Genomic DNA, 25280 nt, shown 5'->3' on the forward strand with positions numbered 1-25280 from the left:
GTATATCATTTCGAAAAAATGTTACAGTCGTGAAAAATTTTATGAAAATACAGAGAGAAATTTATATTGATCAAATCCATACCTCGTAATCTTATTGTTTTTAGTTAAATTACGATAACAAATTAATGGATAGCAAATTAGCGTATCATTTATTATGGGAACGATACGGACTGTCGATAAAGATGCGTTTTTTGATCTGCATGCGACACTTTATTATCCATTGGTTAATTTCGGGATCAGGGTTTGTGCCGATGCCGATACGGCCAGCGAAGCTACCGACCTTGTTTTTACCACCATTTGGAAAAACATGAAAGTTTAACCCGTGTTGACAATGTTGAATCTTTTAGATTATAACCTTAATGTACCAACCGATTTCTTTTGGAAAGAACTATTAAGAGATAAAGGATTTACTGTTGGCAGTAAACTGCAAGACTGTAAGAGCTGGGAAGGTTACCCTAGCGGGCACATGATGTATTTACGTAAAGATGATCTTAAAATGGCAAATAACCATATCCGTGAATTTATTAAAAAAAGCATTACCAAAAGCAGGTGGGGCCGCTAAGTTTTAAGATTTTAGCGTTGACAAATTCCTGTGCACGTTGCTATTAAATTTGTCAACGCTTTTAGGTTTATTGAAGCGCAATTGCAGTGTAATGATTATTGTTAGTCCTGCTTTGCGCTATATCTTTTTTATTGTTCATGTCATGCTGAGGCACGAAGCATCTCACCCCGATGAAACAGATGCTTCGTTCCTCAGCATGACAGCAATTTGAAGGTAGTGCTGTAAAAAAGTATGCCGCTCCAATCAGGGCTAGGTAGGTTAGGGCGGTGGCATGGAAACCCCTCATAGTAGCCACAGGCAGGTGTAATCTAAACCTGACAGCCGCGATAGCCCCAGATTTTTCATCTGGGCTAAAGCAAATGGCAGGACTGCTTTCAAAAAAGAATTACTGCAATTGCTTTTCAAATTATAAAGACTGATAATACAACATCGATACATTCTAATTTGAGATTCTAGAGTTGACAACTTTATCACCACGGTGCCGAGGAAAGTTGTCAACTCTTTTAAACGATTTATCCCCTCAAAAAAGCAAACAAAAAACTGTTCACTGCAAACTAAAAATAATTACTTATTTTTGTGGTTCAATTATGCAGCAAATAAAAACATCATTCGATTTTGAAAAACCTATTGCCGATTTAGTTCAGCAGATAGAAAAGGTTAAGCAAGTTGCCGAAAAAACTAAGGTAGATATGTCTGCCACTTTAGACGAGCTTGATGGTAAATTAGATGAAACTACCAGTAACTTATATAAAAATTTAACCGGTTGGAACAAGGTTCAGATGAGCCGTCATCCGGATCGGCCACAAACTCTTGATTACATTAACATGATCTGCGATGATTTTATCGAGATGCATGGTGATAGAACGGTTAAGGATGACAAGGCGATTATCGGTGGTTTTGCTTCCATCAATGGTCAAACGGTAATGGTTATCGGTCACCAGAAAGGTAAAAACACCAAAGAGCGTCAGTTTCGCAATTTCGGTATGGCCAACCCGGAAGGTTACCGTAAAGCATTGCGTTTAATGCGTTTGGCTGAAAAGTTTAATAAACCAGTTGTCTCTTTTATCGATACAATGGGTGCTTACCCTGGTTTAGAGGCAGAAGAGCGTGGACAAGGTGAAGCTATTGCCAGAAACTTATTGGAAATGTCTATCCTTCGCGTGCCGATTATTTGTGTTGTAGTAGGTGAAGGTGCTTCCGGAGGTGCTTTGGGTATCGGTATCGGCGATAAAGTATATATGTTAGAGCATACCTGGTATTCGGTAATTTCTCCTGAATCTTGTTCCTCTATTTTATGGAGAAGCTGGGATTTTAAAGAGAAAGCTGCTGAATGTTTGAAATTGACTTCTGATGATATGTTTGGCAACAAATTAATCGATGGCATCATTCCTGAACCACTTGGTGGCGCTCACCAGGATCCGGAGTTAATGGGTAAAACTTTAAAAGATTACCTAATTAAAGATTTAGCTGCTTTAGGTAAATTAAAAACGGATAAACTGATCGAACAACGGATTGATAAATTCTGTGCGATGGGTGTTGTAAACGAGTAATCATTAACTAAAATAAATTTGAATCCTGTTTGGCAATGCTAAACGGGATTTTTTTGTGGATAAATGCGCGCTCACGCTCGTTTCTAACGAGCGTGTAAATAGGATACCGTATTTTACGGTGTTAGTTGTCGATATATTTAGCTTGCTTTACGATATAATCGTAAAGCTATGCTGCACTCGTTAGAAACGAGCGCAAGCATTCAATAAATATTAATCAATGTCTAGTAATTCAATTTCTATTAGCCCTGTAAGCCCATGATAATTAGTCGCAGAACTATAAATATAATGTTCGGGCTCTGATACAATTCCAGCTCTAACTGGATTTTGATGAACGTAATTTAACTTTTGGAATGTAAAATCTGAACTGGTTAATTCAACAGCATGGTAACCATCTTGCCAAACCTTATAATTCTCAATTCTTGTCAGGTATTTGCCTGCAAATTCAAATTTATTCAGCAGCCACTTTTTCCTGCTTTCATTTCCTGAAGTAATCTCTTCGATAATCGCCCTATTCGTAAACTTCTTAAAATCTCTAATAATTTCAAAAAGCTTTACATCTCCACTCGCAGAGGCAATGAGATGTATGTGATTGGTCATCAGGCAATATGCGTAAAGTGTTAATCCTTTGTTGGATTGGCAGTATTTCAGTGAATTAATAATAATTTCTTTATACGATGAACGGGTGAATATATCTACCCAATCCACAATCGTAAAAGTTAAAAAATAAATGCCTTCCGGATCTCTTGCTTGGTATTGGTTTGACATATATTAAAAGTATTTATTTATTCAGAAAAATCATAATTGCTCACGCTCGTTTCTAACGAGCGTGTAGATAGCTGGTTGTGTTTACGACCTATCCGAAATTTAGATTTATATCATCCTTACGATAAAATCGTAAGGCTATTTTGCACTCGTTTGAAACGAGCGCAAGCAACAAACGAGCGCAAGCAAATAAAAAAGCAGCTGCAAATTAATGCAGCTGCTTTGTAAACTTATTCTAAGATCCGCTTATTATTGTGGACCCTGTTGTGGGAAAAACATCGACAAACGGCTTTCTAAACTGTTGAAGGTTTTCTGCAGCTTATCGCTCAATTTATCCTGACCTGCAGCTTTACTTGTTTTAATCATTCTGTCCAGGTAATATAAGCCTGTTTGAATGTTCTGAGATCCGGTTAAACCTTTTGATTGTGAAATATCAGCCAGATAGTTTAATTCCTTATTGATATAATCGCCAGACTTGTCTAAAATATCATTCGCTCTGGCAGTTTCACCTAGTTTATATAGATTTTCAGCCATATAGAATTTCACTACAACGGTACGGATGCCGAAGAATTTATCAGGCATTACCGCGAAATATTTATCTACTACTTTTTTAGCTTCAGCAGTTTTACCTTCTTTAATTAAGCTGTTGGTTAAGCTACTGAAGATATTGGTGAAAATGAATGTATCATCCGATGACTGCGGGTCTAAATATTTAGCGGTTTTCATATTTCCCCACTTAAATTTAGTCATCACGTTATTATACAAAATCGGGGTGTTTAATTGCTCTGGTCTTTCCTCAGATGCTGTAGTATCAGCTTTAAGCGGTAATAAACGCATGGCCAAACCTTCGCTGTATAAATACTTATCCAATCCATTATATTGCTCTGAAGGAACAGTAGAAGCAAAATAAATCGGACGTTTCCAGTTGTTATGTGCAAGGATATCGAACATAGCCAAAGTTCCTTTAGTAACATAACCTTTATTAAACTTCCAATCCATGGTGGTGGTAATTTTTGAAGCATCAGCTGCAGGTACTGTTCCTGTGCTGATGACTTGCTGCGGATCTACCGTAATTTTAAGGTTTTTGGTTGGCAGGAAGTTAGATTTTGATCCATCCTGCATGGCTACTTTATCGCTCTCATCGTTTGATAACAATAAATCAACTACGTTTTTAAGCTCAACATTACCTGCAATTTTATAATCATCATACGGCATTACATCTCTTTCACCCTGTACATATTGTTCAGGCTTCATGGTAATAGGCAATGGAGCCGATTCATTTTGTTTTTGCCTTAAGCCGTTAATGTACCAATCTGTATCAAATAAACTTAAGTTTACAATACGTACATCAGGACGCACATTTTCTACCTCCTGGATATACCAGAGCGGGTAGGTATCATTATCACCATATGTAAATAAGATGGCATTTGGTGCACAGGATTGTAAGTAATCCAGTGCAATATCATGAGGAACCAGTTTGGTAGAGCGGTCATGGTCATCCCAGCCCTGCTCCGCCATAATTACCGGTGCAGCCAATAAACCAATTACCGTTGCACCAATGGCACCGGCAGTTGGCGTTAGTTTTTTAAACAGCCATTCTTTAATGGCTAGTGCCCCGAGCCCAATCCATATTGCAAAGGCATAGAACGATCCTACATAAGCGTAATCCCTTTCGCGGGGCTCTAATGGTTTTTGATTTAAGTATAATACAATCGCGATACCTGTGAAGAAGAACAGCAAAGCCACAACGCCAGCATCTTTCTGGTTGCGTTTAAAGTGCCAAAGCGCACCGATTATTCCCATAATCAACGGTAAAAAGAAAAAACGGTTGTATGCTTTATTATCAACTGTTGATGGCGGCAAATGACTTTGATCTCCACGTAACCAGCTGTCAAACGGCTTAATACCACTAATCCACTCTCCTTCAAATCCGCTGCCCTGACCTTGCTCATCGTTCTGGCGACCAACAAAATTCCAGAAAAAGTAACGCATATACATGTAGCCGATCTGGTAGCTGGCCAAAAAGCCAACATTATCCACTAAGTTCGGGTGTTTACTATCATCCAGATGCATCCACTCTTTATAAAAACTGGCATGTTTAGGGTCGTCGCTATACATACGTGGCAATAAAGTGTTGTTGCTATATTCGTAATCGGTTTTTTTACCCGCTACCTCGTATTTGTCTTTTCCTTTTCTCCAGATGGTTTTACCTTCTGTTACACCTGCTCTTTCAGAGTTATAATTAGGGCCGTAACCCAATGGTCTATCACCATATTGCTCACGGTTCAGGTAGCTTAAGAAAGAGAAAGCATCTTTAGGCGCACTGTTGTTTAAGTTCGGATCTGCTTTTGCCCTGATGATGATCATTGAGAAAGATGCATAACCGAAAATGATTAATACGGTAGAGATTAAACCTAAGTTTAATAATCTCTTTTGATGCTTGATCGAATAACGGATCCCCCAAACCAGGGCGCCGATTAATAAAATAGCGAAGAATAAAACGCCGGTTCCGAAACCTAGACCTAATGTGTTAACAAAGAATAAATCGAAATAGGCACCGAACGAAACCAGGTATTGGATAATACCATATTGGATTACCGCTAAAATTAAGATACCAACAATAAGTGTTTTGAAAATACCTGCTGTAGTTGCTTTATCAGTTCTTTTAAAATAATAAATAAAAGCAAGTGCCGGAATGGTTAATAAGTTTAACAAGTGGATACCAATTGATAAACCCATAATATAGGCAATAAATAGTAACCAACGGTCGGCACGTGGCTCATCGGCATGTGCTTCCCATTTAAGAATAGCCCAGAATACAATCGCAGTGAATAAAGAGGATTGTGCATAAACCTCAGATTCTACTGCCGAAAACCAAAAACTATCAGAGAAAGTATAAGCCAAAGCACCAACGGCACCCGCACCCATAATACTAATCAATTTACCGGTTGTTAATTCTTCACCAGCTTTTAACACTGTTTTTTTAGCCAATGCAGTGATGGTCCAAAATAAGAATAAGATAGTTGCCCCGCTTGAAACAGCCGAACCAACGTTCATCCAATAAGCGATTTTAGTTAAATCTCCAGCTGCGAAAATGGAGAAAAAACGTTGGATCATTAAGAATAATGGCGCACCAGGCTGGTGAACAACCTGCATTCTGAATGCCGATGCGATAAATTCACCGCAATCCCAAAAACTAGCAGAAGGCTCTAAGGTTAAAACGTAAGTTAGTGTAGCAATTAAAAAGCAGATCCAGCCTACTATATTATTAACTTTTGAATAATTCATTGGTTTATTTAATGATATTAAAAATTGTTTTCACATAAAAATGCTGCCGAAATTAACTATTCTAGTCGATAAAACAGGTAAATTTCTGCATTGATTTAACAATTTTTAACGGCTTAAGGCCTTTAACATAAAGGATTTTAATTTATTGGAGAAGCAAAAACCCATAGGTGGAAAGGTGAAATCTGCCTATGGGTTTAAATTTAGAATGTTTTTTGACTAACCTGCGGCAAACGGCGTAAACCTGGTGATCAGATCATTATATTGTTTTTCGAGATTTTTACTCAACGCACCTTGCTTAAAAGCCTCAGTTAATTTTACCATTTGCCCCAAATAACCAAGGTAGAAACGAACATCCGACTCTGATGATAGCTGATTTTTGCTTTCCGAAACATCAGCCAGGTGGATGAGTTCCTTACCTACATAGTCTGCCGTTTTTTTGATCATTGCATTGGCACGGTTTAAATCATTTAACCGATACAGGTTTTCAGTAAAATAATAGGTGCTCATTACCTGGCGCATACTGTAAAATTTAGCCGGAATTACCTCAAAATATTTATTTGCCACGTTTTTGCTCTCTGCAATTTTACCTTCGTTTATCAAGCCAGTTAATAAACCGTTAAACATATTCGACAACATGGTTACATCATCAGCAGATTGCCTGTCTAAATAGTTGGCATTTTTAATGTTGCCGAAACCATATACATTCATCAAATTATTGTACATCGGTTTTAGGTTTACGCGATCAAAATCTTGTGTAATTGCGGTATCGGGTTTCAAGGGTAGCAGCCTTTTGTTTAAACCTTCCGAATAGAGATAGTTGTTAAGCCCCAGGTATTGCTCGTTTGGCATGGCGCTGCTAAAATAAATCGGCCGTTTCCAATTGTTATGTGTTAAAATGTCAAATAAAGCCAGCGTACCTTTGGTTACAAAATTCGAATTGTAAGTCCATTCCATACTGCTTGCAATTTTACCGGCATCCTCTTTGGGTACCGTACCCGTATCTATTACCTGCTGCGGACTTACTGCCAGTTTAAGGTTTTTGGTAGGCAGCACATTGTATTTAGAACCATCTGTCATGGTTACTTTATCTTCGTCGTGATCGGAGAGGAGCACATCTAAAATTTGCTGTAGTTCGATATGCTGTGCAATTTTATAATCCTGGTAATACATAATGTCCCTCGTGCCTTCAACATATTGCTCAGGTTTTAAGGTGATAGGTAGTGGTGCCGATTCATTTTGCTTTCTGCGCATGCCATCGATATACCAATCGGCAGTAAATAAACTCAGGTTTACCACGCGAACATCCGGACGTACATTTTCCACTTCCTGTGCATACCAAACAGGATAGGTGTCATTGTCGCCATAAGTAAATAAAATGGCATTGGGCGCGCACGATTTTAGATAATTGATCGACATATCCCTCGCTACGTGGCTATCAGAACGGTCATGGTCATCCCAGCCCTGGTTGGCCATTAGAATTGGGGCTCCAAACAAGGCAATAACTGATGCGAAAATACTTGCGCGTGCAGGCGTTAGTTTCTGGAAAATAAAATCCTTCAATCCAAATACGCCTAAACCGATCCAGATGGCAAAAGCATAAAACGAACCCACATAGGCATAATCCCTTTCACGCGGCTCAATAGGTACAGAGTTCAGGTAAACTACAATAGCCACACCAGTAAAAACGAAGAGTAAACCGATAATACCTGCGTCTTTCTGGTTTCGTTTAAAGTGCCAAACGGCACCAATTAAACCAATAATTAATGGCAAGAAGAAAAATCTATTGTATGCTTTATTTTCTACAATTGATGGTGGAAGGTTTTTTTGATTGCCAAGTCTGATGGCATCTAATGGTTTTACACCGCTAAGCCAATTGCCATCTTTTCCGCCAAACTGTCCATCTTCATTGTCCTGTCTGCCTACAAAATTCCACATAAAATAACGCATATACATCTGTCCGGTCTGGAAAGAGAATAGATATTTTAAATTATCAATAAGTGTAGGTTTATGTTCATCATCAAAACCCATGTAACTTTTGTAAAACCTCACATGTTCGGGTTTATCGCTGTACATGCGTGGCAGTAAAGTTTTATCGGCAAAAACATAAGCTGATTTTGTACCGGCAGGTTCGTATTTTTTGTCGCCTTTACGGATAATTTTGCCCGTTTCTTCAATGCCAATCTTTTCTGAATTGTAATTCTCCCCATAAAGTAAAGGCCTATCGCCATATTGGTCGCGGCCCAGGTACCTCGATAGTGAGAATACATTATCCACATTATAATTGTTCAGGTTAGGTTTGGCCTGCGCCCTGATAACCAATAACGCAAAAGAACTGTATCCAAATAAAAGTAATACGGTGAATAACAGGATCAGGTTTAAAGCCCTTTTGTTTTTAAGGATGGAATAACGGATGCCATAAACTAAGCTTCCGATCAATAAAATAGCAAAAAATAATATCCCCGAACCAAAGCCAAGGTTCATGGTATTTACAAAAAAGTAATCGAAGCTTGCTGCAAGCGATACCACGTATTGGATGAGGCCAAATTGTACTACAGCTAAAACAGCAATGGAAATAAAAAATATTTTTAGAACACTTTGCCAACTTGGAGATGGATTCTTTTTAAAATAATAAACAAATATTAATGCAGGAATGGTAAGCAGGTTTAAAATATGCACACCTATAGAAAGCCCCATAATATAGGCTACAAAAAGTAACCATCGGTCTGCTTTTGGTTCATCAACCTGCGATTCCCATTTTAAAATACCCCAAAATACAATGGCACTGCAAAGCGATGACATAGCATAAACCTCAGCCTCTACAGCAGAAAACCAGAAACTATCAGAAAAAGCGTAAGCCAAAGCCCCAACCAAGCCAGCACCCATAATGCCGGTGATTTGCTGTTTGCTAATTTTTTCACCTTTTTTAATTACTGTTTTCTTTGCTAAAGCTGTAATAGTCCAGAATAAAAATAAAATGGTTCCTGCGCTTGCAAGGGCCGAAGCAATATTGATGAAGTAGGCTACTTTGGTTTTATCGCTAAAAGCCAGGGCAGAAAATAATCTTTGGATCATGGAAACTATTGGAGCACCTGGCTGATGCACGACCTCCATTCGGAAGGCTGAGGAGATGAATTCGCCACAATCCCAGAAACTTACGGATTGATCTAAAGTTAAGATGTACGTGAGTGCGGCAACGCTAAAACAGAGCCAGCCTCCAATGGTGTTGATCCTTGAATAATTCATAGTTTAATTTTAGTCTTTGATAATAAATGATTTAAGTGGTTCGCAGTAAAAAAAGTCGCAGAAAAAAATAAAATGTTGCACGCTATATGATGATTTTTTTATCTTTGCATCGCAAACAAAGAACAGCAGGAAAGAAATTAAAAATATTTTAAAATCACTCTTGCATATTTAAAATAAGGTTCCTACATTTGCATTCCCTTTCGAGGAGAATATCCTTGAGAAGTTTTTGTCCGATAGTATAAGGGTAGTACAACGGTTTTTGGTACCGTTTGTCTTGGTTCGAATCCAGGTCGGACAACGAAAATTTAATAACGGATCATGTTTTAAATAGACATGATCCGATTTTTTTTAACCGTAACTACACGAACCCATGCCATTGCAGTTTAACCCGGTAAAGCTTTTTTCCGGAACAGGTTCTAAGGGATTATCACTTAAGATTGCCGAGCACTACGGCAAGCCACTTGGTAGCGTAACCATTCACAAATTCAGTGATGGAGAGTTTCAGCCTTCCTTTGATGAGTCAATCCGTGGTAGTGATGTTTTTCTAATCCAGTCTACTTATCAGCCCAGCGATAATTTAATGGAGCTTTTGCTAATGGTTGATGCTGCTAAAAGAGCATCTGCACATTATATTACAGCAGTTGTTCCTTACTATGGTCTGGCCCGTCAGGATAGAAAAGATAAACCGCGTGTAGCAATCGGTGCCAAATTGGTGGCTAACTTATTAAAATCAGCAGGTATTCACCGCATCATGACGATGGATCTACATGCTGCTCAGATACAGGGCTTCTTTGATATTCCGGTTGATCACTTAGATGGATCGGTAATCTTTGTGCCTTATATCAAAAGCCTGGGCTTAAAAAACTTAACTATTGCATCGCCAGATATGGGCGGTTCGTATAGGGCACGTACTTTTGCGAAATTTTTTAATGCTGAAGTAATTATTTGTGATAAACGCCGTAAACGTGCCAACGAAATCGAATCGATGTCGATTATTGGTGATGTTACCGGACAGGATGTAGTATTGATCGACGATATTTGCGATACAGCCGGAACCTTATCAAAAGCTGCGGCTTTGATTATGGAAAACGGCGCAGCAAGTGTAAGGGCAGTTTGTACACATGCTGTATTATCAGGAAAAGCAATAGAAACGGTAGAAAATTCGGTATTAACCGAACTGATCGTTACGGATACAATTCCATTAAAACAGGAAAGTCCGAAAATCAGGGTGCTAAGCACAGCCAGTTTATTTGCAAGGGCAATTGCCAATGTAAACGAGCACGGTTCGATTAGTGATCTGTTTAGGGTTTAGTGCAAAGCGTTTAGCGATAAGCTGTTAAAACGCCAGCCGCCAAACGCAAAGCGATAAAGAGAGTTTAAATAAGGTTGAAGGCTTAAGGTCTTGATACTCGATACTTAATACTGACTACTAATAAATAAATATAAATAAAAATGAAAACAATCGCAATTAGCGGTTCTCCAAGAGAGAACGTAGGGAAACGCGATGCCAAGGAACTTCGTTACGAAGGTAAAGTTCCGGCGGTATTGTATGGTGGAAAAGAGCAACAACACTTTGCTGTAGTTATTGCTGACTTAAGAGATGTTATTTATACCCCGGATGTAAACTTTGTGGAGATTGATGTTAACGGTACTAAAACTAAAGCTATCGTAAAAGACACTCAATTTCACCCACTTACCGACGTATTAATGCACATCGATTTTCTTCAGTTATTTGACGAGAAAGAAATCGTTATGGAGATCCCGGTTAAATTAACAGGAACTTCTCCAGGTGTTAAAATGGGTGGTAAATTAATCCAGAAATTACGTAAACTACGTGTTAAAGCATTACCAGCTAACATGCCACAAAACGTGGAAGTAAGCTTAGAGAAATTAGAAGTTGGTAGTTTATCTCGTGTTCGTGACCTTAAAGGTGATAAATACGTAATCACTAACACTCCTGAAGATACTATCGTTTCTGTTGCAATGTCTAGAGCATTAAAACAAGCAGAAACTGAAGCTGCTAAAGGTAAAAAATAGTACAAGGATTTCACAGATTAATGTGATTACACAGATTTTAAAAGCGGTGCAAAAGCAATTTTGCACCGCTTTTTTATTTATCAAGTTTAATCCACTAATCGCTAACCGTTCCTATATTCATTAGTAAGCTATTTGGAATGAATCAGTTAAATTCGTATTATACACTCCCGACTTCGGACTCCTGACTTCGGACTTTTTTTTATCTTTGCCCCATGAAATATCTTATAGTTGGCTTAGGGAATATCGGACCGGATTATGCGCACACCAGGCATAATATTGGTTTTGATATTGCTGATGAACTGGTTAAAGGTTTAGGTGGTAGTTTCGATAATATCCGTTTGGCCTATTATGCTGAGGTGGGCTTTAAAGGCAAAAAACTGCACGTAATTAAGCCTACTACTTTTATGAACCTGAGCGGTAAGGCCGTTAACTATTGGATGAAAGAGCTAAAAATAGCACCAGAAAATGTACTCGTTATTGTTGATGACCTTGCATTGCCTCTGGGAAAGCTAAGATTAAAACTGCAAGGCTCAAGCGCTGGCCACAATGGCTTAAAAAGTATCGAAGAAGTTTGTGGTGGGCAAAACTACGCCCGCCTTCGTTTTGGCATTGGTAACGATTATCCGAAAGGCCGGCAGGTAGATTTCGTTTTAGGTTTATTTGATAAGAATGAGCAATTGGAACTTCCTGCACTGATTGATAAAAGTGTAGAATTGATTAAAAGCTTTGTTACCATCGGGCCAGCTCATACTATGACGGCTTTTAATAAATAGATGGTTAATTGTGTAAATCATGCTGACATCCTGAGTGTTAATTTATTTAATAAAAATCAATATAAATGACAGTATTAATCTACGCGTAAAAATCCCTTGAGTTAACGCCATTTCGAGCGGAGTGCAACGCAGTCGAGAAATCTAACTAAATAGATCTCTCCATTTCGCTGCGCTACAGTCAAGATGACGACCTTTCTATTGGTGTCCTGTCAATGGTAGTGTGGTCAAGATTGCTTGAAGAGCAATTGCGGACGCACTTCTTAATGTTTGTTCCTGCTTTGCATTCCAAGTCCTCGCTGCGCTGTGGGCTTTCTATTTCAATCAGGTCTAAAACGCAGCACCTCTACTGCTATTGTTGGTAGAATAACATAGTTTTATATAGATTTCCTTCCCTAGTTAATTACCTATATCCTCACAGCATCTTGACTGATTTAAATCATCTTCTAGGGAAACAATATCACGGATCAAGCTGCTGTCATCCTGAGTCCAGCGAAGGATCTTTTATTAGCTAAGAATATATAATAACCATATAAGAAATATAAGAACATTTAAGCTTATATGCCCTTAAATGCCTTATATGGTAAATAAATAGGCAACTGCCTCTCTTTACACGATGCAACGCAAAATAGTATTGCTGGCTGTGCCACCTAAACCTGATCGCAGTGGTTCCGGTTTAAGCACTATTCTTTTGTTTTTTTATTGTGTGCTTGCTTGTTTCACAGGTTTCATCGGAAGGAACGGAGAGCGGGGCTGCACTAACCTAAAAGCATCTGCACCTGATTTCCAAAAAAAAGATAATATTATTGGTGAGTCGTTTATTCTCTATGCACATACTCATTTCAAACCGAAGAGTTCTATTTACAAGTTCTATATTTTGATTAAATGCTGTCAATCTGAGGTTAAATTTATGGCATAAAATCAATATGGAAGATTTTTAGCGGATTATAGGCTGCGAGGAATCGTCATTCCCAACTTGATTGGGGATCGTAATACAAACGCTTTAAGATTCCCGCCTGCGCGAGAATGACGGCCGTACTGATAGATTCTGCCTAATAGTAGTCTATAGAAGGATCTTTTATTAGCTAAGAATATAAAAATCATATAAAGAACATTTAAGCTTATATGCCCTTAAATCCCTTATATGGTAAATAAATAGGCAACTGCCTCTCTTTACACCATACAACCTAAAATAGCAGTATTGCCCTTCCCACCTAAACCTGATCGCAGTGGTTCCGGTTTAAGCACTATTCTTTTGTTTTTTTATTGTGTGCTTGCTTGTTTCACAGGTTTCATCGGAAGGAACGTAGAGCGGGGCTGCACTAACCTAAAAGCATCTGCACCTGATTTCCAAAAAAAAAGATAATGGTTATCGTATGAGGCTGTCTATCGTTTGGTGAGCTACCAAGTACGAAATAGAATGAATAGTCTCGGTGTGTCGTCATTTCGAGCGGAGTGCAACGCAGGCGAGAAATCTATTTTCCAATTTAATCTGGCTCATAGATCTCTCCATTCCGCGATGCTCCAGTCGAGATGACAATCTTTCTATAAGAATCTTTTATTTATAACTTAGTCGAAAGGCCAGCGCTTGCAATTACGAAAAGCTTTAAAAAAAAAAGACCACCTTCCGATGATCTTTCCTGTAAATATGTTTTAGTTAGTGTTTATTTAACTTGTTCTTGAGCCCTTGCAATGTAAGCATCAATTAACTGTGCTTCTGCGCTCTCAGGATATTGAGTTTTAACTTTAGTATAAGCGTCAACTGCACCTTTAAAATCTTTCAGGTTTTCATTCACTAAACCTAATTTCTTTAAAAACATTGGTGAAGTAAATTTACTCGCTTTATCAGCTGCTTTTTTATAATACGTAGAAGCTTGTTTGTAGTCTTTCAACTCGCTGTAAGCATCACCTAATAAACCTAAAGCCAATGGATCTGCAACCGGGCTACCAGTAGCACTATATTTGTTTAAAGATTCTATAGCTTGTTTATATTCGCCCTTACGTAAGTAAATACCACCCAAATAAAGATTAGCTAAGTTTGCCGATTTTGTGTTATCGTACTCTTTAGCAATTTGCTCTAAGCCCGGGTAACCACCTTCGCCTTTAACAGCTCTGTTCGATAGCGAATCTACACCAACAGATTGCTCTGCTTTGTACATTTTGCTAGCGGCTTCTTCAGCACGACCTTTTAAATACACGCCTTGATACCAAAGATATATTAAAACTAATAAAACTACAGCGCCTGCAATAAACAGTAAGCTTTTATTATTCTCTTGTAAAAATGAACCTTTTTTAGTTGGTTGAATTGTCTGGTTATCTGTTGTAGACATGTTTGTTTAAAAAATTTAAGATTGCAAAAATACATTTTTCAATCAAAGTATCAACCTTTATTTTGAAGTATTTGATTAAACATTAGTTATTTAGGCCTGCAGATCGTAAAATGATTACGATCATTAGCGCAACAAGCTAATTAGTGTATTAAACCAGGTTTGGTTATCGCTAAAAATACCGGTGTGGTTAATCACCAGGTATACGGTTTGACTTTCCGAGCGGCTCACAGTCGATCTAATTCTAATGGGTTGCCAAAATGCACCGAAATTTTTTGCAGATGAAGCCGGGAATAAATCATCGAAACCCATATAAACCTCTTCTATATTTGATAATGGGAGTTCCAATTGTTCATCTCCGGTAATAAAAAGGCCATTGGAAGCCAACAAAATATCGCCTTCGTGATTGTGAATTGGCTTTAAAAACGAAAATAGACCTGCGATTTTTCTAATCCAGTTCGAATTTTTATCATTGGTCAGTTCGTGGTCATAAGACCATAGAACATTCCCTTCTAACATTTTTTGTGCAACCATTTATTTTTCCTTGCGATGAAAGTACAATTTTTTTAAATGTTATTAACGTTTATTTTAAACAATGGATGTTAAGAGGCTAAAAAAGGGTAAATTTGTGACATATTTATGTGGTTAAAAAATATTACCCTTCTAAATTTTAAGAACTATACCGATGCAGATCTCCGTTTCTCGGAAACTGTGAACGTTTTTACGGGTAATAATGGCTCCGGAAAGACGAATATGCTCGATGCGATTCACTACCTCTGCCTATGTAAAAGTTACTTTAACCCCATCGATAGCCAGCAGATCAAAACCAATGAAGAGGTTTTTATGATCCAGGGCGATTTTGACCGCAACGAAAAAAACGAAAAAATTTCCTGCGGTGTAAAACGCAATCAGAAAAAGCAATTCAAGCGTAATAAAAAAGAATACGAGAAATTGGCCGATCATATAGGCCTTTTTCCGGTTGTAATGGTTTCTCCCTATGACGTGAACCTGATTATGGAAGGTAGTGAAGAGCGGAGAAAGTTTATCGATAATGTGATTTCGCAGACCGATGCACATTACCTGGATCAGTTGATTACCTATAACCGTATTTTGTTAAACCGGAATGCTTTGCTAAAGCAGATCGCCATTACCAGAAAGTATGATCCTACGCTGCTCGAAATTTTGGACGAACAATTGGTTATAGCCGGCAACAAGATATTTGCCATCCGAAAAGCTTTTATGGATGAGTTTATTCCATTGTTTAACCAATATTATACCTACCTTACCGAAAATAAGGAAATTGTTGAGTTGAATTATCAATCGCAATTGAACGATGCAGCTTTTGAAGAGCTATTGAAAAAATCAGTAGAAAAAGACCGTGTGCTCGAGCGGACCACAACTGGGATTCATAAAGATGAGCTGGCTTTTATCATCAGCGGAATGCCTTTAAAAAAGTTTGGATCACAAGGACAGCAAAAGTCTTTTTTAATTGCCTTAAAACTTGCACAATACGCTTATCTCGCTAAAAACAAAGGATTTAAGCCATTGCTTTTATTGGACGATATTTTTGACAAGTTAGATGATAACCGTGTTCAAAAATTAATGCAAATGGTTTCTCACCACGATTTTGGGCAGATATTTATTACAGATACAGGAAGAGAAAGAGTAAAATCAATTTTTGAAAAAATAGAAGTTGATGTAACTTTGTTCGAAGTAGATAACGGAACGATACAAAATGCGTAAACCCAATGATGTTACCGTAAAAGATGCCATCAGCAAAATGCTGGATGTGTATCGTTTGCGCCGTAAGTTTGATGAAACTTCAGTCTTGTCTATCTGGCCGGAGATTATGGGCACTGCAATTGCAAACCGTACCAAACAGATTTATATTCATGATAAAAAATTATTTCTGAGGATAGAATCTTCTGTCATCAAAAATGAATTGGTTATGGTGCGACAAGGAATAATCCAGAAATTAAATGAGCACGCAGGCAGTGAGGTTATTACCGAAATGGTGTTTTTGTAAGGCATAATAAAAGGGCAAAGTTTAAAAATAATGCCCTTTATATTTTACCAGAGATTAAATGCCGACTAAAGACTGTTGACTTCGGACTCAAGACTAAACTAGCCCCTTCCGCCAAATATCTTCGATAAAATCCAGATCACTATCGCAACCACTACTACAACTACGATTACGCCTACCCAAACGCCGGCTTTAAATATACCTTCTACCAGTTCACAACTGCTTAAGGTGGTGCATAAAAATGCAATCAGTACTAATGGAAATGCTCTTTTCATATTCATGTTAATTTGTAATAGCTAACATCGAATACCCAAGAAAGTTTTAATTGTGGGCTTATTTAGCCCAATTCTAAAGAAATTCCTGTTTAGTGATGTCAGATGTTACCATCTGACACATTATCCATCATTTTTTTGATAGGATTATTCAATAAAAAAACAGTCAGATGGTAACATCTGACTGCACATTAAAATCTTATTGCATTAAGATTCTAAAAAAAAATCGTCATCTCGACTGGAACGCAGTGAAATGGAGAGATCTGCTTAGATAGATTTCCCGACTTCGTTGCAATCGCTCGAAATGACGAATAGCGTTTTTATTTTCCGTTAACCTTCAACAGCTCAACTTCGAAAATCAAAGTGCTATAAGGAGGAATGTCTGCTCCTGCACCGCGTTCACCATAAGCCAGGTTGTAAGGGATAAAGAATTTATATTTTGAACCCGCTGGCATTAATTGTACTCCTTCTGTCCAGCCTGGAATTACACGGTTTAGCGGGAAAGAAATCGGCTCACCTCTGTCGTAAGAGCTGTCAAATTGTTTTCCGTTTAATAATGTTCCTTTGTAGTGTACCAGTACCGAGTCCGTTGCCAGTGGTTTAACGCCAGTACCTGCCGTTAAAACTTCATATTGTAGGCCACTTGCAGTTGTTTGTACACCTGCGCGTTTTTTGTTCTGTTCTAAGAAATCTTGTCCTTCTTTCATAATTGGTGCGTATTTAATTTTATTTGCTGCTTCTTCAGCTTTGTTTTTTACTGATGATGCCTTTGCTAAGGCTTCATTTATACATTGTTGGGCTTGCTGCTGGGTTAATACAACTTTTCCACCGGTAAATGCATCTTTCAGTCCTTTTAACAATACTTCGTAATTTAAGGTAGAAAGGCCTGTTGTTTTTAAGCTGGAGCCGATTGAAGTACCAAAAGCATAACTGGTAGAGTCTAAAGTAGATTTTAAACCGATGGTAGGAACTGATTTTTTACTGGTTGTCGTAGGTTTTTTTGCAACTGTTTTTTTTGCTGCTGTTTTGGTTTGTGCATAAGATGCAACAGCGATACCAGACAAGCATACCGCTAAGAAAATTCGTTTCATTATTTATGTTATGGAGTAATTAATTCCAACAGGTTTAAATGGTGGATTATATTTAAGGCCGAAAGATACAAAATAGATAAAACAATAAAACCCCGAATATTCGGGGTTTTATTGTAATTTTTTTGTGTTGTAAACTAGAAACGTTCGTCTGCTTTGAAGAAGAAATTACCTTCAATTTCTGCATTTTCATCAGAATCTGAACCGTGAACTGCATTTGCATCGATCGATTTTGCGTATTTCTGGCGGATTGTACCTTCTGCAGCTTCAGCCGGGTTAGTAGCACCGATCAATTTTCTGAAATCTTCAATCGCATTGTCTTTTTCTAAAATAGCAGCAACAATAGGTCCTGAAGACATAAAGCTTACTAAATCTTTGTAAAAAGGACGCTCAGCGTGAACAGCATAGAACTGACCAGCAGTTTCATCTGTAAGTTTAGTATATTTTAATGCAATGATTTTGAAACCAGCATTAGTAATGTCGTTAATGATTGATCCGATATGGCCGTTTGCTACTGCATCAGGCTTGATCATGGTAAAAGTTCTGTTAGTGCTCATTGTGCTTTTGATATCAATTTTTTTTGCAAAATTACGTTTTAATTGATGAATAATCAATACAACTCGTTTTTCAGTTGCGAATGGATGATGATAAAGATCAAAATAGCCAATCAACCTTGTTTTGATCCCTAATCTTACTAGCTATATATCAATGTCTTTTAAACTAAAATCCTGCTCATTCTAAAATCTTTAAATCCTAATCAATCCTAATCTAAATTTACTTAGCTTTGCAGCGCAAAAAATATATGCTTACATTAACTGAATTAAAAACATTATTGGCTACGCCACAACGAATTGTGATCACTACGCATCACAAACCTGATGGCGATGCAATGGGATCATCTCTGGGTTTATATGGATATTTAATTCAAAAAGGCCACCATGTTAAGGTAATCACCCCAACCGATTACCCTACTTTTTTGCATTGGATGCCGAACAATAGTGACGTAATTATTTTTACAGAAGCGCAGGAAAAGGCGGCACAATTGGTTGATGAAGCCTCACTCATATTTTGCCTTGATTTTAATACCCTAAGCCGTATAAACGAATTAGGCGAATTGGTTAGGGCTGCGGGGGCTAAAAAGATCATGATCGATCATCACCTGGAGCCAGAAGATTTTGACGATTACCGCCATTGGGATATCAATGCATGTGCTGCTGCACAATTGGTTTATGATTTTATTGCAAATCAGTTACAGGATGGCGAGCTGATCAATAAAGATGTAGCTTCTTGCCTTTACACGGGTATAATGACCGATTCGGGATCTTTCCGCTTCTCATCAGCAACCTCGGAGGTATACCGTATTGCCGCAAACCTGATCGATTTAGGGGCAGACCAATCGAAAATCCACGAGTTGGTATATGATAACTCGAGCGAAAACCGACTGCGCTTTTTAGGCTATTGCCTATCTAATAAACTAGAAGTTTTAAGAGACTATAATACAGCCATCATTTCGGTTACCAAAGAAGAATTGGCGCAGTACAACAGCATTACCGGCGACACAGAAGGAGTGGTAAATTATGCCCTTTCCATCAATGGTATCCGTTTGGCCGCGTTAATTATAGAACGTACCGATAAAGTGAAATTATCTGTTCGGTCTACAGGCGATTTTCCGGCTAACGAAATCTGTAAAAAATATTTCAATGGTGGTGGACACAGAAATGCTGCTGGCGGTGCATCAGAAAAATCTTTAGCTGATGTAGTAAACGAATTTAAATCGATATTAGCAGAATATAAGGAACAATTGATAGCTTAGAAAAAAGAAATAAAACAATAAAAATTTAAAAAAGTCAAATTAATAAATGAAAAAGGGAATTATTATTCTAGCAGCAGCCACTTTAGGTTTAGCAGCATGTAAACAAGAGAAAAAGGGAGCTGGTGGCTTACTATATACCATTCACCACTCGGCAGGTAACGAGAAAATCAAAGAAGGCGATATCGTTAAAATGAATTTTATTCAGAAAAATGATAAGGATTCAGTTTTATCAAGCACTTTCGATAGCGAAACGCCTGCAGTATTTCCTGCTCAGAAAAAAATGTATGCTGGTGATATGAACGATGTTTTAACATTGTTTGGAGAAGGCGATAGCGCTACTTTTAAAGTAAATTTAGATACTATGGCATTTCATAGTAAACAACCTAAACCAGAGCAGTTCAAAAATGATAAATACATCACTTTCACGGTGAAAATCGAGAAAGTATTCAAGAAAAAAGCTGGCGAAGCTGACTCTACTTTTAACAAAAGAGCTCAGGAGTTTTTCCAGGCTGATTATAAAGCTAATTCAGAAAAAAAGAAAGCCGCTGAACCTGCTAAGTTAAAAGCTTATTTAGATGATACTAAACTGGCAACTAAAACTACTGCAAGTGGTTTACACTACATTATCGAAAACGCTGGTAGTGCAGAAAAACCAGCTTTAGGCGATACCGTACTAATTGAGTATACTGGTAGAGTAACTAAAAAAGGTAAAGATGGTAAATACAAAATCTTCGATACAAGCGACGAGAAACTGGCTAAAGCAGAAAACGAATTTAAGGCAGGTAAACCTTACGGTCCTCAGAAAATGCCTGTTGGTGGAACAATCCCAGGATTTACTGAAGCTTTACAGTTAATCGGTAAAGGTGGTAAAATTAAAGTAATTATCCCTTCTAACTTAGGTTACGGCGAGCAAGGTGCACCACAAGTTGGTATTATGCCTTTCAGCCCGATTGCTTTCGATTTAGAAATTAAAGATATTATCAAAGGAAAACCAGGTGCAACAGCTCCAGTGCAAATGCCTGCTCCGGTAGTTAAAAAATAATTTTTAAAATATATTTTAAATCCTGCTTAACTTAATAAGCAGGATTTTTTTTGCTTAATTTTTTTTGACGTTAAAGCGAGAAATAAAACTTTGCAAAGATTCGTAAAAACTTATTATAGCCTATCTTTGTCTGATCAGATGAAGTAGCCTGCTATCCAAAAACCGATTGTAGGCTAATTTTTAATTAGAATATTAAATGAAAAAAGGAATAATTATTCTCTTGGCAGCAGCATTAGGACTAGGTGCCTGTAACAAATTCGAAAAAGGTGAAGGAGATATGACTTACAAGATCTATAAAAGTGAAGGTAAGCCAAAAATTCAGGATGGCGATTATGTAAAATTAAACGGAGTTCAAACAGTAGAAACCAACACCAATCCCGATTCGGTAATGGTAAATACCTACGACAATGAACGTCCTGCTTTTTTTGCCATTAGCAAATCGATGTTTAAAGGTGATTTAGCCTCTGGATTGAAATTACTTGGTGAAGGAGATAGCGCCGTTTTTAAATTGAACCTCGATTCAATGGAGAAATATTCAGGTCAACCAAAACCAAAAGGACTAAAATCGAATATTGCGTCATTTACCATTAAAATTGAGAAGGTTTTGCACAAAGGAAAAGATGCTGATTCTGTTTTTGAGGCAAAGAAAAGACTTTTTTTTGAGGCTGAATACAAAGCGCTAAACGAGAAAAACAAAACGGTAGAACCTGCTAAAATAGCTAAATACGTTGAAGAGAATAATCTGAAAGTAACTACTGCGCCATCCGGACTACAGTATGTAATTTTTGCACCGGGCAATTCAGAAAGAGCAACTTTAACGGATACGGTATTAATGGACTATACAGGTCAGTTTACCAATAAAAAATCGAACGGAAAATTGAATGTTTTTGATACTTCGGATGCTAAAATTGCAAAAGAGGCTGGAATTTTTTCTGAAAGTGTACAATATGTGCCGCGTAGTTTGCCTTTAGGGCAATTACCACAAGGTGTTATCCAGGGAATTCAGCTGATCGGTGTTGGCGGTAAGATTAAAATGATTTTGCCATCAAAATTGGGTTTCGGCGAAAACGGAGGTGGACCAATTAATCCGTTTACGCCATTGGTTTTTGATGTGGAGTTGAAAGGTATTATTAAACCAGGTGCAGGTTTGCCATTGGCTAAGTAGAACAATTTTTAGACCTTATAGGTTTAAAACCTATAAGGTCTCTTTATGTAAATCTAATTCCAATCTTTAAAAGGCTTAACCGTTAAATTGGAGTTATAGTATTTTTCTTCTTCGGTTACTTCTTTACCTATCCAATCTGGTAAATCGAAGGATTCTGTTTCGCTTTCCAGTTCAATTTCTGCAACGACTAATCCTTCATTATCTCCTAAAAATACATCTACTTCCCAAAGTTTATTTTTAAAAGGAATTTCATAACGGATTTTAGAAAGTTCTGACTGAGCAAAATTATCCAGTAATTCTACAGCCTCCTCGACCGGAATTTCATATTCGTACTCCGGCCTTGTCGCACCAATGGCTTGACCTTTTATAGTTAAAAAACCTATAGTTTCTGTCGCCCTTACCCGTATCGTTTTAGCTTTATCGGCAAGTAAATAACCCTGCCTAAAAAGTTTTCCTTCTGGCTTGTTCAGGTTATCCCACTTTTGCTGATCGATTAAAAATTTGCGCTCTATTTCTTTGCCCATTGTAGATATTTCGTCTTTCCCACAAAAGCGGGAATCTTAATGCTGATTGTTAACGTGCTCTTTTCTGTAAATCTGCAACAGGCATACTAATCAATCTTCCAATCGGTTGTTTGCCACGATAGGTGATCACGCGCAACATACTGGCATCTTTTGGTACCTGTAATGGTGCTGTATATTTGGGGTAAAAGCGGTCGGGAGTAGAGTTGTCAAAGCTATAGTAGATATCCAAACCATCTATTTCTGGAGTTAATTCGATCATTAATTGTTTATCTGCGCTGCGTTTTACGGTAAAAATCGGATCGTAAATAGCAGGGGAGTATTTAATCTCAGCAAAGTCTAAACGTTTGAAATGCTGTTGTGTACGATCAACAAAATTTGTCCAGTTTTTCTTTTCAATCGGGCTCCATATTGATTCGGCAATGGCAAAAGCACGTGGATAAACCATGTATTCAACCTGACGGAAGGTGAAAATTTGTTCAGTCCACAGGTTGGCTTGTGCGCCAATCACATACTGTGCATTTACGCCTGCCGGAACGGGATTAAACTGGTAAGCTTTATTTAATCTTAACGAAGCATATACTTTTGGCTCAGTAATGGCATCAGCCTGCATATAATCTAAATAGGCAAAATCGGTTGGGCTCATCACCACATTGTGTTTTTCGTTAGCGGCCTGGATACCATATTTCATTCCCCTCCAGCTCATCACTGCCGCTGTTGGCGATACGCCTCCTTCAAGAATTTCATCCCAGCCCATAAATTTTTTACCTTTCAAAATCACGATCTGTTCTACACGTTTTTCAAAATAGGCCTGAACCTGTGGAATGGTTTTTAAGCCTTCGCGAAGCATTAAAGCTTTAACCTGATCGTTCTTTTCCCAAAAATTATGAGGGGCTTCATCGCCACCCATGTGAATGTAATCGAAGGGGAAAAGTTTAGCTACCTGGGTAAGTACCGAATCTAAAAATACATACACTTTCTCGTTTGCCGGACAAAGCGTATTATCAACCAAAGCTGTTGGTGGCGCGCCACGGCTCCAATCCATAATTTTTTCGCCAGAGCGAACTTTATAATTAACGGCCTCAGGTGTGCACGATAATTCTGGATAAGAGGCAATAATGGCTAAACTATGCCCTGGGACATCAATTTCGGGTAAAATGTTCACGAAACGTTCTTGTGCATATTGCACCAATTCTTTTATATCTTCTTGTGTATAAAAACCACCATAGGTACGGGGTTCATCTGGGGTTGGTGGAGTAAAATCGCCAAAAGTACCGGTTTTTTTAACACTCCAGGCACCAACTTCGGTTAATTTGGGCAAACCTTTAATTTCGATTCTCCATCCTTCATCGTCCGCTAAATGCAAATGCAGTAAGTTAAATTTATAACGAACCATGTCGTCTATAAACTGCTTTACTTCCTGTTTAGTGAAAAAGTGACGGGCCACATCGAACATTAAACCTCTCCAGCCCAATTTCGGATAATCTACCACATCAACACAAGGTGCTTTCCATTTCACATCTTTCACTAGTTCTTTACTCTCTATTTCGGCAGGGAAAAGTTGAAGCAAGGATTGAACGCCATAAAAAATCCCAGCCGGTTGGTTTGCCGTAATGACAATCTGGGTAGGGTTAACATTTAGTTTATAACCTTCTTTACCGAGTTGAGTATCTTCTTGCGTGTTTAAAATCAGTTTGATTGTAGGATGGGTCGAATTGCTTACGGTGCTTACAAATTTACCTGTGGCTGTGGTTATCCGGTCAGACAGATAAGTAATAGATTGTTTTAACTCTGCGCTTTTAACCGCTTGTATAATTATATTTTCAGGCAAAGTAAAGGTGCCTGCCTTTTTCATTAAAGATACAGGCTCAGGTATAATGGCAATTGGTGTTTTTGCAACTTCGCTTTCAGCATCGCCGATTTCAGTTTCTGTAACGATAGATTGAGCGAAAATATTGGCTGCAAAAAAACAGCAGGAGATAATCAGGACTAATTTTTTCATTAAAATAATTAAAGCGGATTGACCGGATAAGTATAATCCGCAATTTATTAAAAAAGATTTTAATCGGAGGTATTTGTGCGAAAGGAAATGTGCAAGAAGTAAAGCGCGGAGCGTATGGCGGTTGGAGTTGGATAAAATTGTGACGGGATTTATGCCATTATTTGTCAGTCTGAGCGTAGTCTAAGACTAATTGCAAATCTTTCTACTCCAGATACTTCATTATATTATCAATGACGGATTTTAAAAAGATCGATCGTCATTGCGAGGCACGAAGCAATCTTACAACCATCGCTACCAGCGTGTGCTTTAAGATTGCTTCGTCGGCTGAAAAAGCCTTCTCGCAATGACGACTTCTCGTAAACTACAAAAACTGTGTTAACCATGCCCTGGCTTTCTGATCATCCGTAAATGATTTTATTGGGATAGGCGGGTTTTGAAACTTAAACATGATCTTCATAATCAATTGTGATAAACCAGGTTTCGAAACCAGTGCCATAGCTGTATAAATTTGAGGCAACTGCTCTGTTGAAAATTTTCGTGTTTCTTTGTCTGTAACAGGAGAATTTTTTAAGTAAATTAACAGTGGAACCTTCTTGTTATTGGTGATTTTCTTCACCAGCGCTACGTTGGCCGAAATATTTTCTACGGTACGTAAAATGCTTTTACTATAAGAAATGAGGATTCCATCATCTGTTAACAAATAATCGGCAATTTCGCCTTCGATAAGTTGATTGTCGCTTTCGCTCCTCATTTTATTACTCCCTTAAATGATAACCTTTTGGTTTGTTAAAAGCCCTTAATCCTGGAGGATTGAG

At 38.0% G+C, this 25280-nt stretch carries 23 protein-coding genes; 12 read left to right on the plus strand and 11 right to left on the minus strand.

The window, feature by feature from the left end:
* The first annotated feature begins 154 nt into the window (after positions 1 to 154).
* The 3 genes from ACUN24_RS07950 to ACUN24_RS07960 all read left to right on the plus strand — a co-directional run bounded on the left by ACUN24_RS07950 (position 155) and on the right by ACUN24_RS07960 (position 2112).
* Entirely contained in the window at positions 155 to 319 is a 165-nt protein-coding gene (locus ACUN24_RS07950; protein ID WP_445562008.1) for a hypothetical protein, read from the plus strand.
* Positions 320 to 331: 12 nt separating this feature from the next.
* Positions 332 to 562, plus strand: coding sequence for a hypothetical protein (locus tag ACUN24_RS07955; RefSeq protein WP_445562009.1), 231 nt, complete (start codon positions 332 to 334; stop codon positions 560 to 562).
* 587 nt (positions 563 to 1149) lie between these two features.
* Positions 1150 to 2112, plus strand: a complete 963-nt coding sequence (locus ACUN24_RS07960) for an acetyl-CoA carboxylase carboxyltransferase subunit alpha (RefSeq protein ID WP_445562010.1) — start codon at positions 1150 to 1152, stop codon at positions 2110 to 2112.
* A 210-nt stretch (positions 2113 to 2322) separates the two neighbouring features.
* On the opposite strand, the gene ACUN24_RS07965 is transcribed toward ACUN24_RS07960, so the two are convergent.
* The 3 genes from ACUN24_RS07965 to ACUN24_RS07975 form a co-directional block, all read right to left on the minus strand.
* Entirely contained in the window at positions 2323 to 2877 is a 555-nt protein-coding gene (locus tag ACUN24_RS07965) for an REP-associated tyrosine transposase (RefSeq protein WP_445562011.1), read from the minus strand.
* 246 nt (positions 2878 to 3123) lie between these two features.
* Positions 3124 to 6162, minus strand: a complete 3039-nt coding sequence (locus tag ACUN24_RS07970; protein WP_445562012.1) for a glycosyltransferase family 117 protein — start codon at positions 6160 to 6162, stop codon at positions 3124 to 3126.
* Positions 6163 to 6378: 216 nt separating this feature from the next.
* Positions 6379 to 9405, minus strand: a complete 3027-nt coding sequence (locus tag ACUN24_RS07975) for a glycosyltransferase family 117 protein (RefSeq protein ID WP_445562013.1) — start codon at positions 9403 to 9405, stop codon at positions 6379 to 6381.
* A 370-nt stretch (positions 9406 to 9775) separates the two neighbouring features.
* On the opposite strand from ACUN24_RS07975, the gene ACUN24_RS07980 reads away from it, so the two are divergent.
* The 4 genes from ACUN24_RS07980 to ACUN24_RS07995 all read left to right on the plus strand — a co-directional run bounded on the left by ACUN24_RS07980 (position 9776) and on the right by ACUN24_RS07995 (position 13131).
* Positions 9776 to 10717 carry a ribose-phosphate pyrophosphokinase gene (locus ACUN24_RS07980; RefSeq protein ID WP_029278327.1) on the plus strand — a complete coding sequence of 314 codons (942 nt, stop codon included), beginning with the start codon at positions 9776 to 9778 and terminating at the stop codon, positions 10715 to 10717.
* Between the two features lie 140 nt (positions 10718 to 10857).
* Positions 10858 to 11442: a 50S ribosomal protein L25/general stress protein Ctc gene (locus ACUN24_RS07985; RefSeq protein WP_121287705.1), complete on the plus strand. Its 585-nt coding sequence runs from the start codon at positions 10858 to 10860 to the stop codon at positions 11440 to 11442.
* A gap of 212 nt (positions 11443 to 11654) precedes the next feature.
* Complete coding sequence (gene pth / locus ACUN24_RS07990; protein WP_025144146.1) at positions 11655 to 12215, plus strand: aminoacyl-tRNA hydrolase; 561 nt, start codon at positions 11655 to 11657, stop codon at positions 12213 to 12215.
* A 613-nt stretch (positions 12216 to 12828) separates the two neighbouring features.
* Positions 12829 to 13131 (plus strand): hypothetical protein, encoded by a 303-nt coding sequence (locus tag ACUN24_RS07995; protein ID WP_445562014.1) that lies wholly within the window; start codon positions 12829 to 12831, stop codon positions 13129 to 13131.
* Positions 13132 to 13876: 745 nt separating this feature from the next.
* Here ACUN24_RS07995 and ACUN24_RS08000 read toward each other — a convergent pair.
* Positions 13877 to 14542 carry a tetratricopeptide repeat protein gene (locus ACUN24_RS08000; protein ID WP_121287707.1) on the minus strand — a complete coding sequence of 222 codons (666 nt, stop codon included), beginning with the start codon at positions 14540 to 14542 and terminating at the stop codon, positions 13877 to 13879.
* 123 nt (positions 14543 to 14665) lie between these two features.
* Positions 14666 to 15073: a hypothetical protein gene (locus ACUN24_RS08005; RefSeq protein WP_445562015.1), complete on the minus strand. Its 408-nt coding sequence runs from the start codon at positions 15071 to 15073 to the stop codon at positions 14666 to 14668.
* 105 nt (positions 15074 to 15178) lie between these two features.
* Between ACUN24_RS08005 and recF the strand changes: the two genes are divergently transcribed.
* Together recF and ACUN24_RS08015 are read left to right on the plus strand one after the other, a co-directional pair.
* Entirely contained in the window at positions 15179 to 16282 is a 1104-nt protein-coding gene (recF, locus tag ACUN24_RS08010) for a DNA replication/repair protein RecF (RefSeq protein WP_193423039.1), read from the plus strand.
* On the plus strand, positions 16275 to 16565 hold the full coding sequence (locus tag ACUN24_RS08015; RefSeq protein ID WP_121287710.1) for a DUF721 domain-containing protein: 291 nt from the start codon (positions 16275 to 16277) through the stop codon (positions 16563 to 16565). The genes recF and ACUN24_RS08015 overlap by 8 nt, the downstream gene beginning before the upstream one ends.
* Before the next feature lie 98 nt (positions 16566 to 16663).
* Here the strand turns inward: ACUN24_RS08015 and ACUN24_RS08020 are convergent, their stop codons facing one another.
* The 3 genes from ACUN24_RS08020 to ACUN24_RS08030 form a co-directional block, all read right to left on the minus strand.
* On the minus strand, positions 16664 to 16837 hold the full coding sequence (locus tag ACUN24_RS08020) for a hypothetical protein (RefSeq protein ID WP_255562512.1): 174 nt from the start codon (positions 16835 to 16837) through the stop codon (positions 16664 to 16666).
* A 317-nt stretch (positions 16838 to 17154) separates the two neighbouring features.
* Positions 17155 to 17925 carry an FKBP-type peptidyl-prolyl cis-trans isomerase gene (locus tag ACUN24_RS08025; RefSeq protein ID WP_445562016.1) on the minus strand — a complete coding sequence of 257 codons (771 nt, stop codon included), beginning with the start codon at positions 17923 to 17925 and terminating at the stop codon, positions 17155 to 17157.
* A 134-nt stretch (positions 17926 to 18059) separates the two neighbouring features.
* On the minus strand, positions 18060 to 18479 hold the full coding sequence (locus tag ACUN24_RS08030; protein ID WP_025144153.1) for a nucleoside-diphosphate kinase: 420 nt from the start codon (positions 18477 to 18479) through the stop codon (positions 18060 to 18062).
* Between the two features lie 245 nt (positions 18480 to 18724).
* On the opposite strand from ACUN24_RS08030, the gene ACUN24_RS08035 reads away from it, so the two are divergent.
* The 3 genes from ACUN24_RS08035 (at position 18725) to ACUN24_RS08045 (ending at position 21942) form a co-directional block, all read left to right on the plus strand.
* A complete protein-coding gene (locus ACUN24_RS08035; protein ID WP_445562017.1) occupies positions 18725 to 19735 on the plus strand; it encodes a DHH family phosphoesterase in 1011 nt (336 codons plus the stop codon).
* Positions 19736 to 19781: 46 nt separating this feature from the next.
* Positions 19782 to 20777 (plus strand): FKBP-type peptidyl-prolyl cis-trans isomerase, encoded by a 996-nt coding sequence (locus ACUN24_RS08040; RefSeq protein ID WP_445562018.1) that lies wholly within the window; start codon positions 19782 to 19784, stop codon positions 20775 to 20777.
* A 196-nt stretch (positions 20778 to 20973) separates the two neighbouring features.
* A complete protein-coding gene (locus ACUN24_RS08045) occupies positions 20974 to 21942 on the plus strand; it encodes an FKBP-type peptidyl-prolyl cis-trans isomerase (RefSeq protein WP_445562019.1) in 969 nt (322 codons plus the stop codon).
* A gap of 53 nt (positions 21943 to 21995) precedes the next feature.
* On the opposite strand, the gene ACUN24_RS08050 is transcribed toward ACUN24_RS08045, so the two are convergent.
* From ACUN24_RS08050 to ACUN24_RS08060, 3 genes are all read right to left on the minus strand, one after another.
* A complete protein-coding gene (locus ACUN24_RS08050; protein WP_445562020.1) occupies positions 21996 to 22466 on the minus strand; it encodes a CYTH domain-containing protein in 471 nt (156 codons plus the stop codon).
* 49 nt (positions 22467 to 22515) lie between these two features.
* On the minus strand, positions 22516 to 24465 hold the full coding sequence (locus ACUN24_RS08055) for a beta-N-acetylhexosaminidase (RefSeq protein WP_445562021.1): 1950 nt from the start codon (positions 24463 to 24465) through the stop codon (positions 22516 to 22518).
* 361 nt (positions 24466 to 24826) lie between these two features.
* Positions 24827 to 25216 carry a SpoIIAA family protein gene (locus tag ACUN24_RS08060; protein ID WP_445562022.1) on the minus strand — a complete coding sequence of 130 codons (390 nt, stop codon included), beginning with the start codon at positions 25214 to 25216 and terminating at the stop codon, positions 24827 to 24829.
* Positions 25217 to 25280: the final 64 nt, after the last annotated feature.

This window comes from Pedobacter sp. WC2501, from assembly GCF_052682415.1.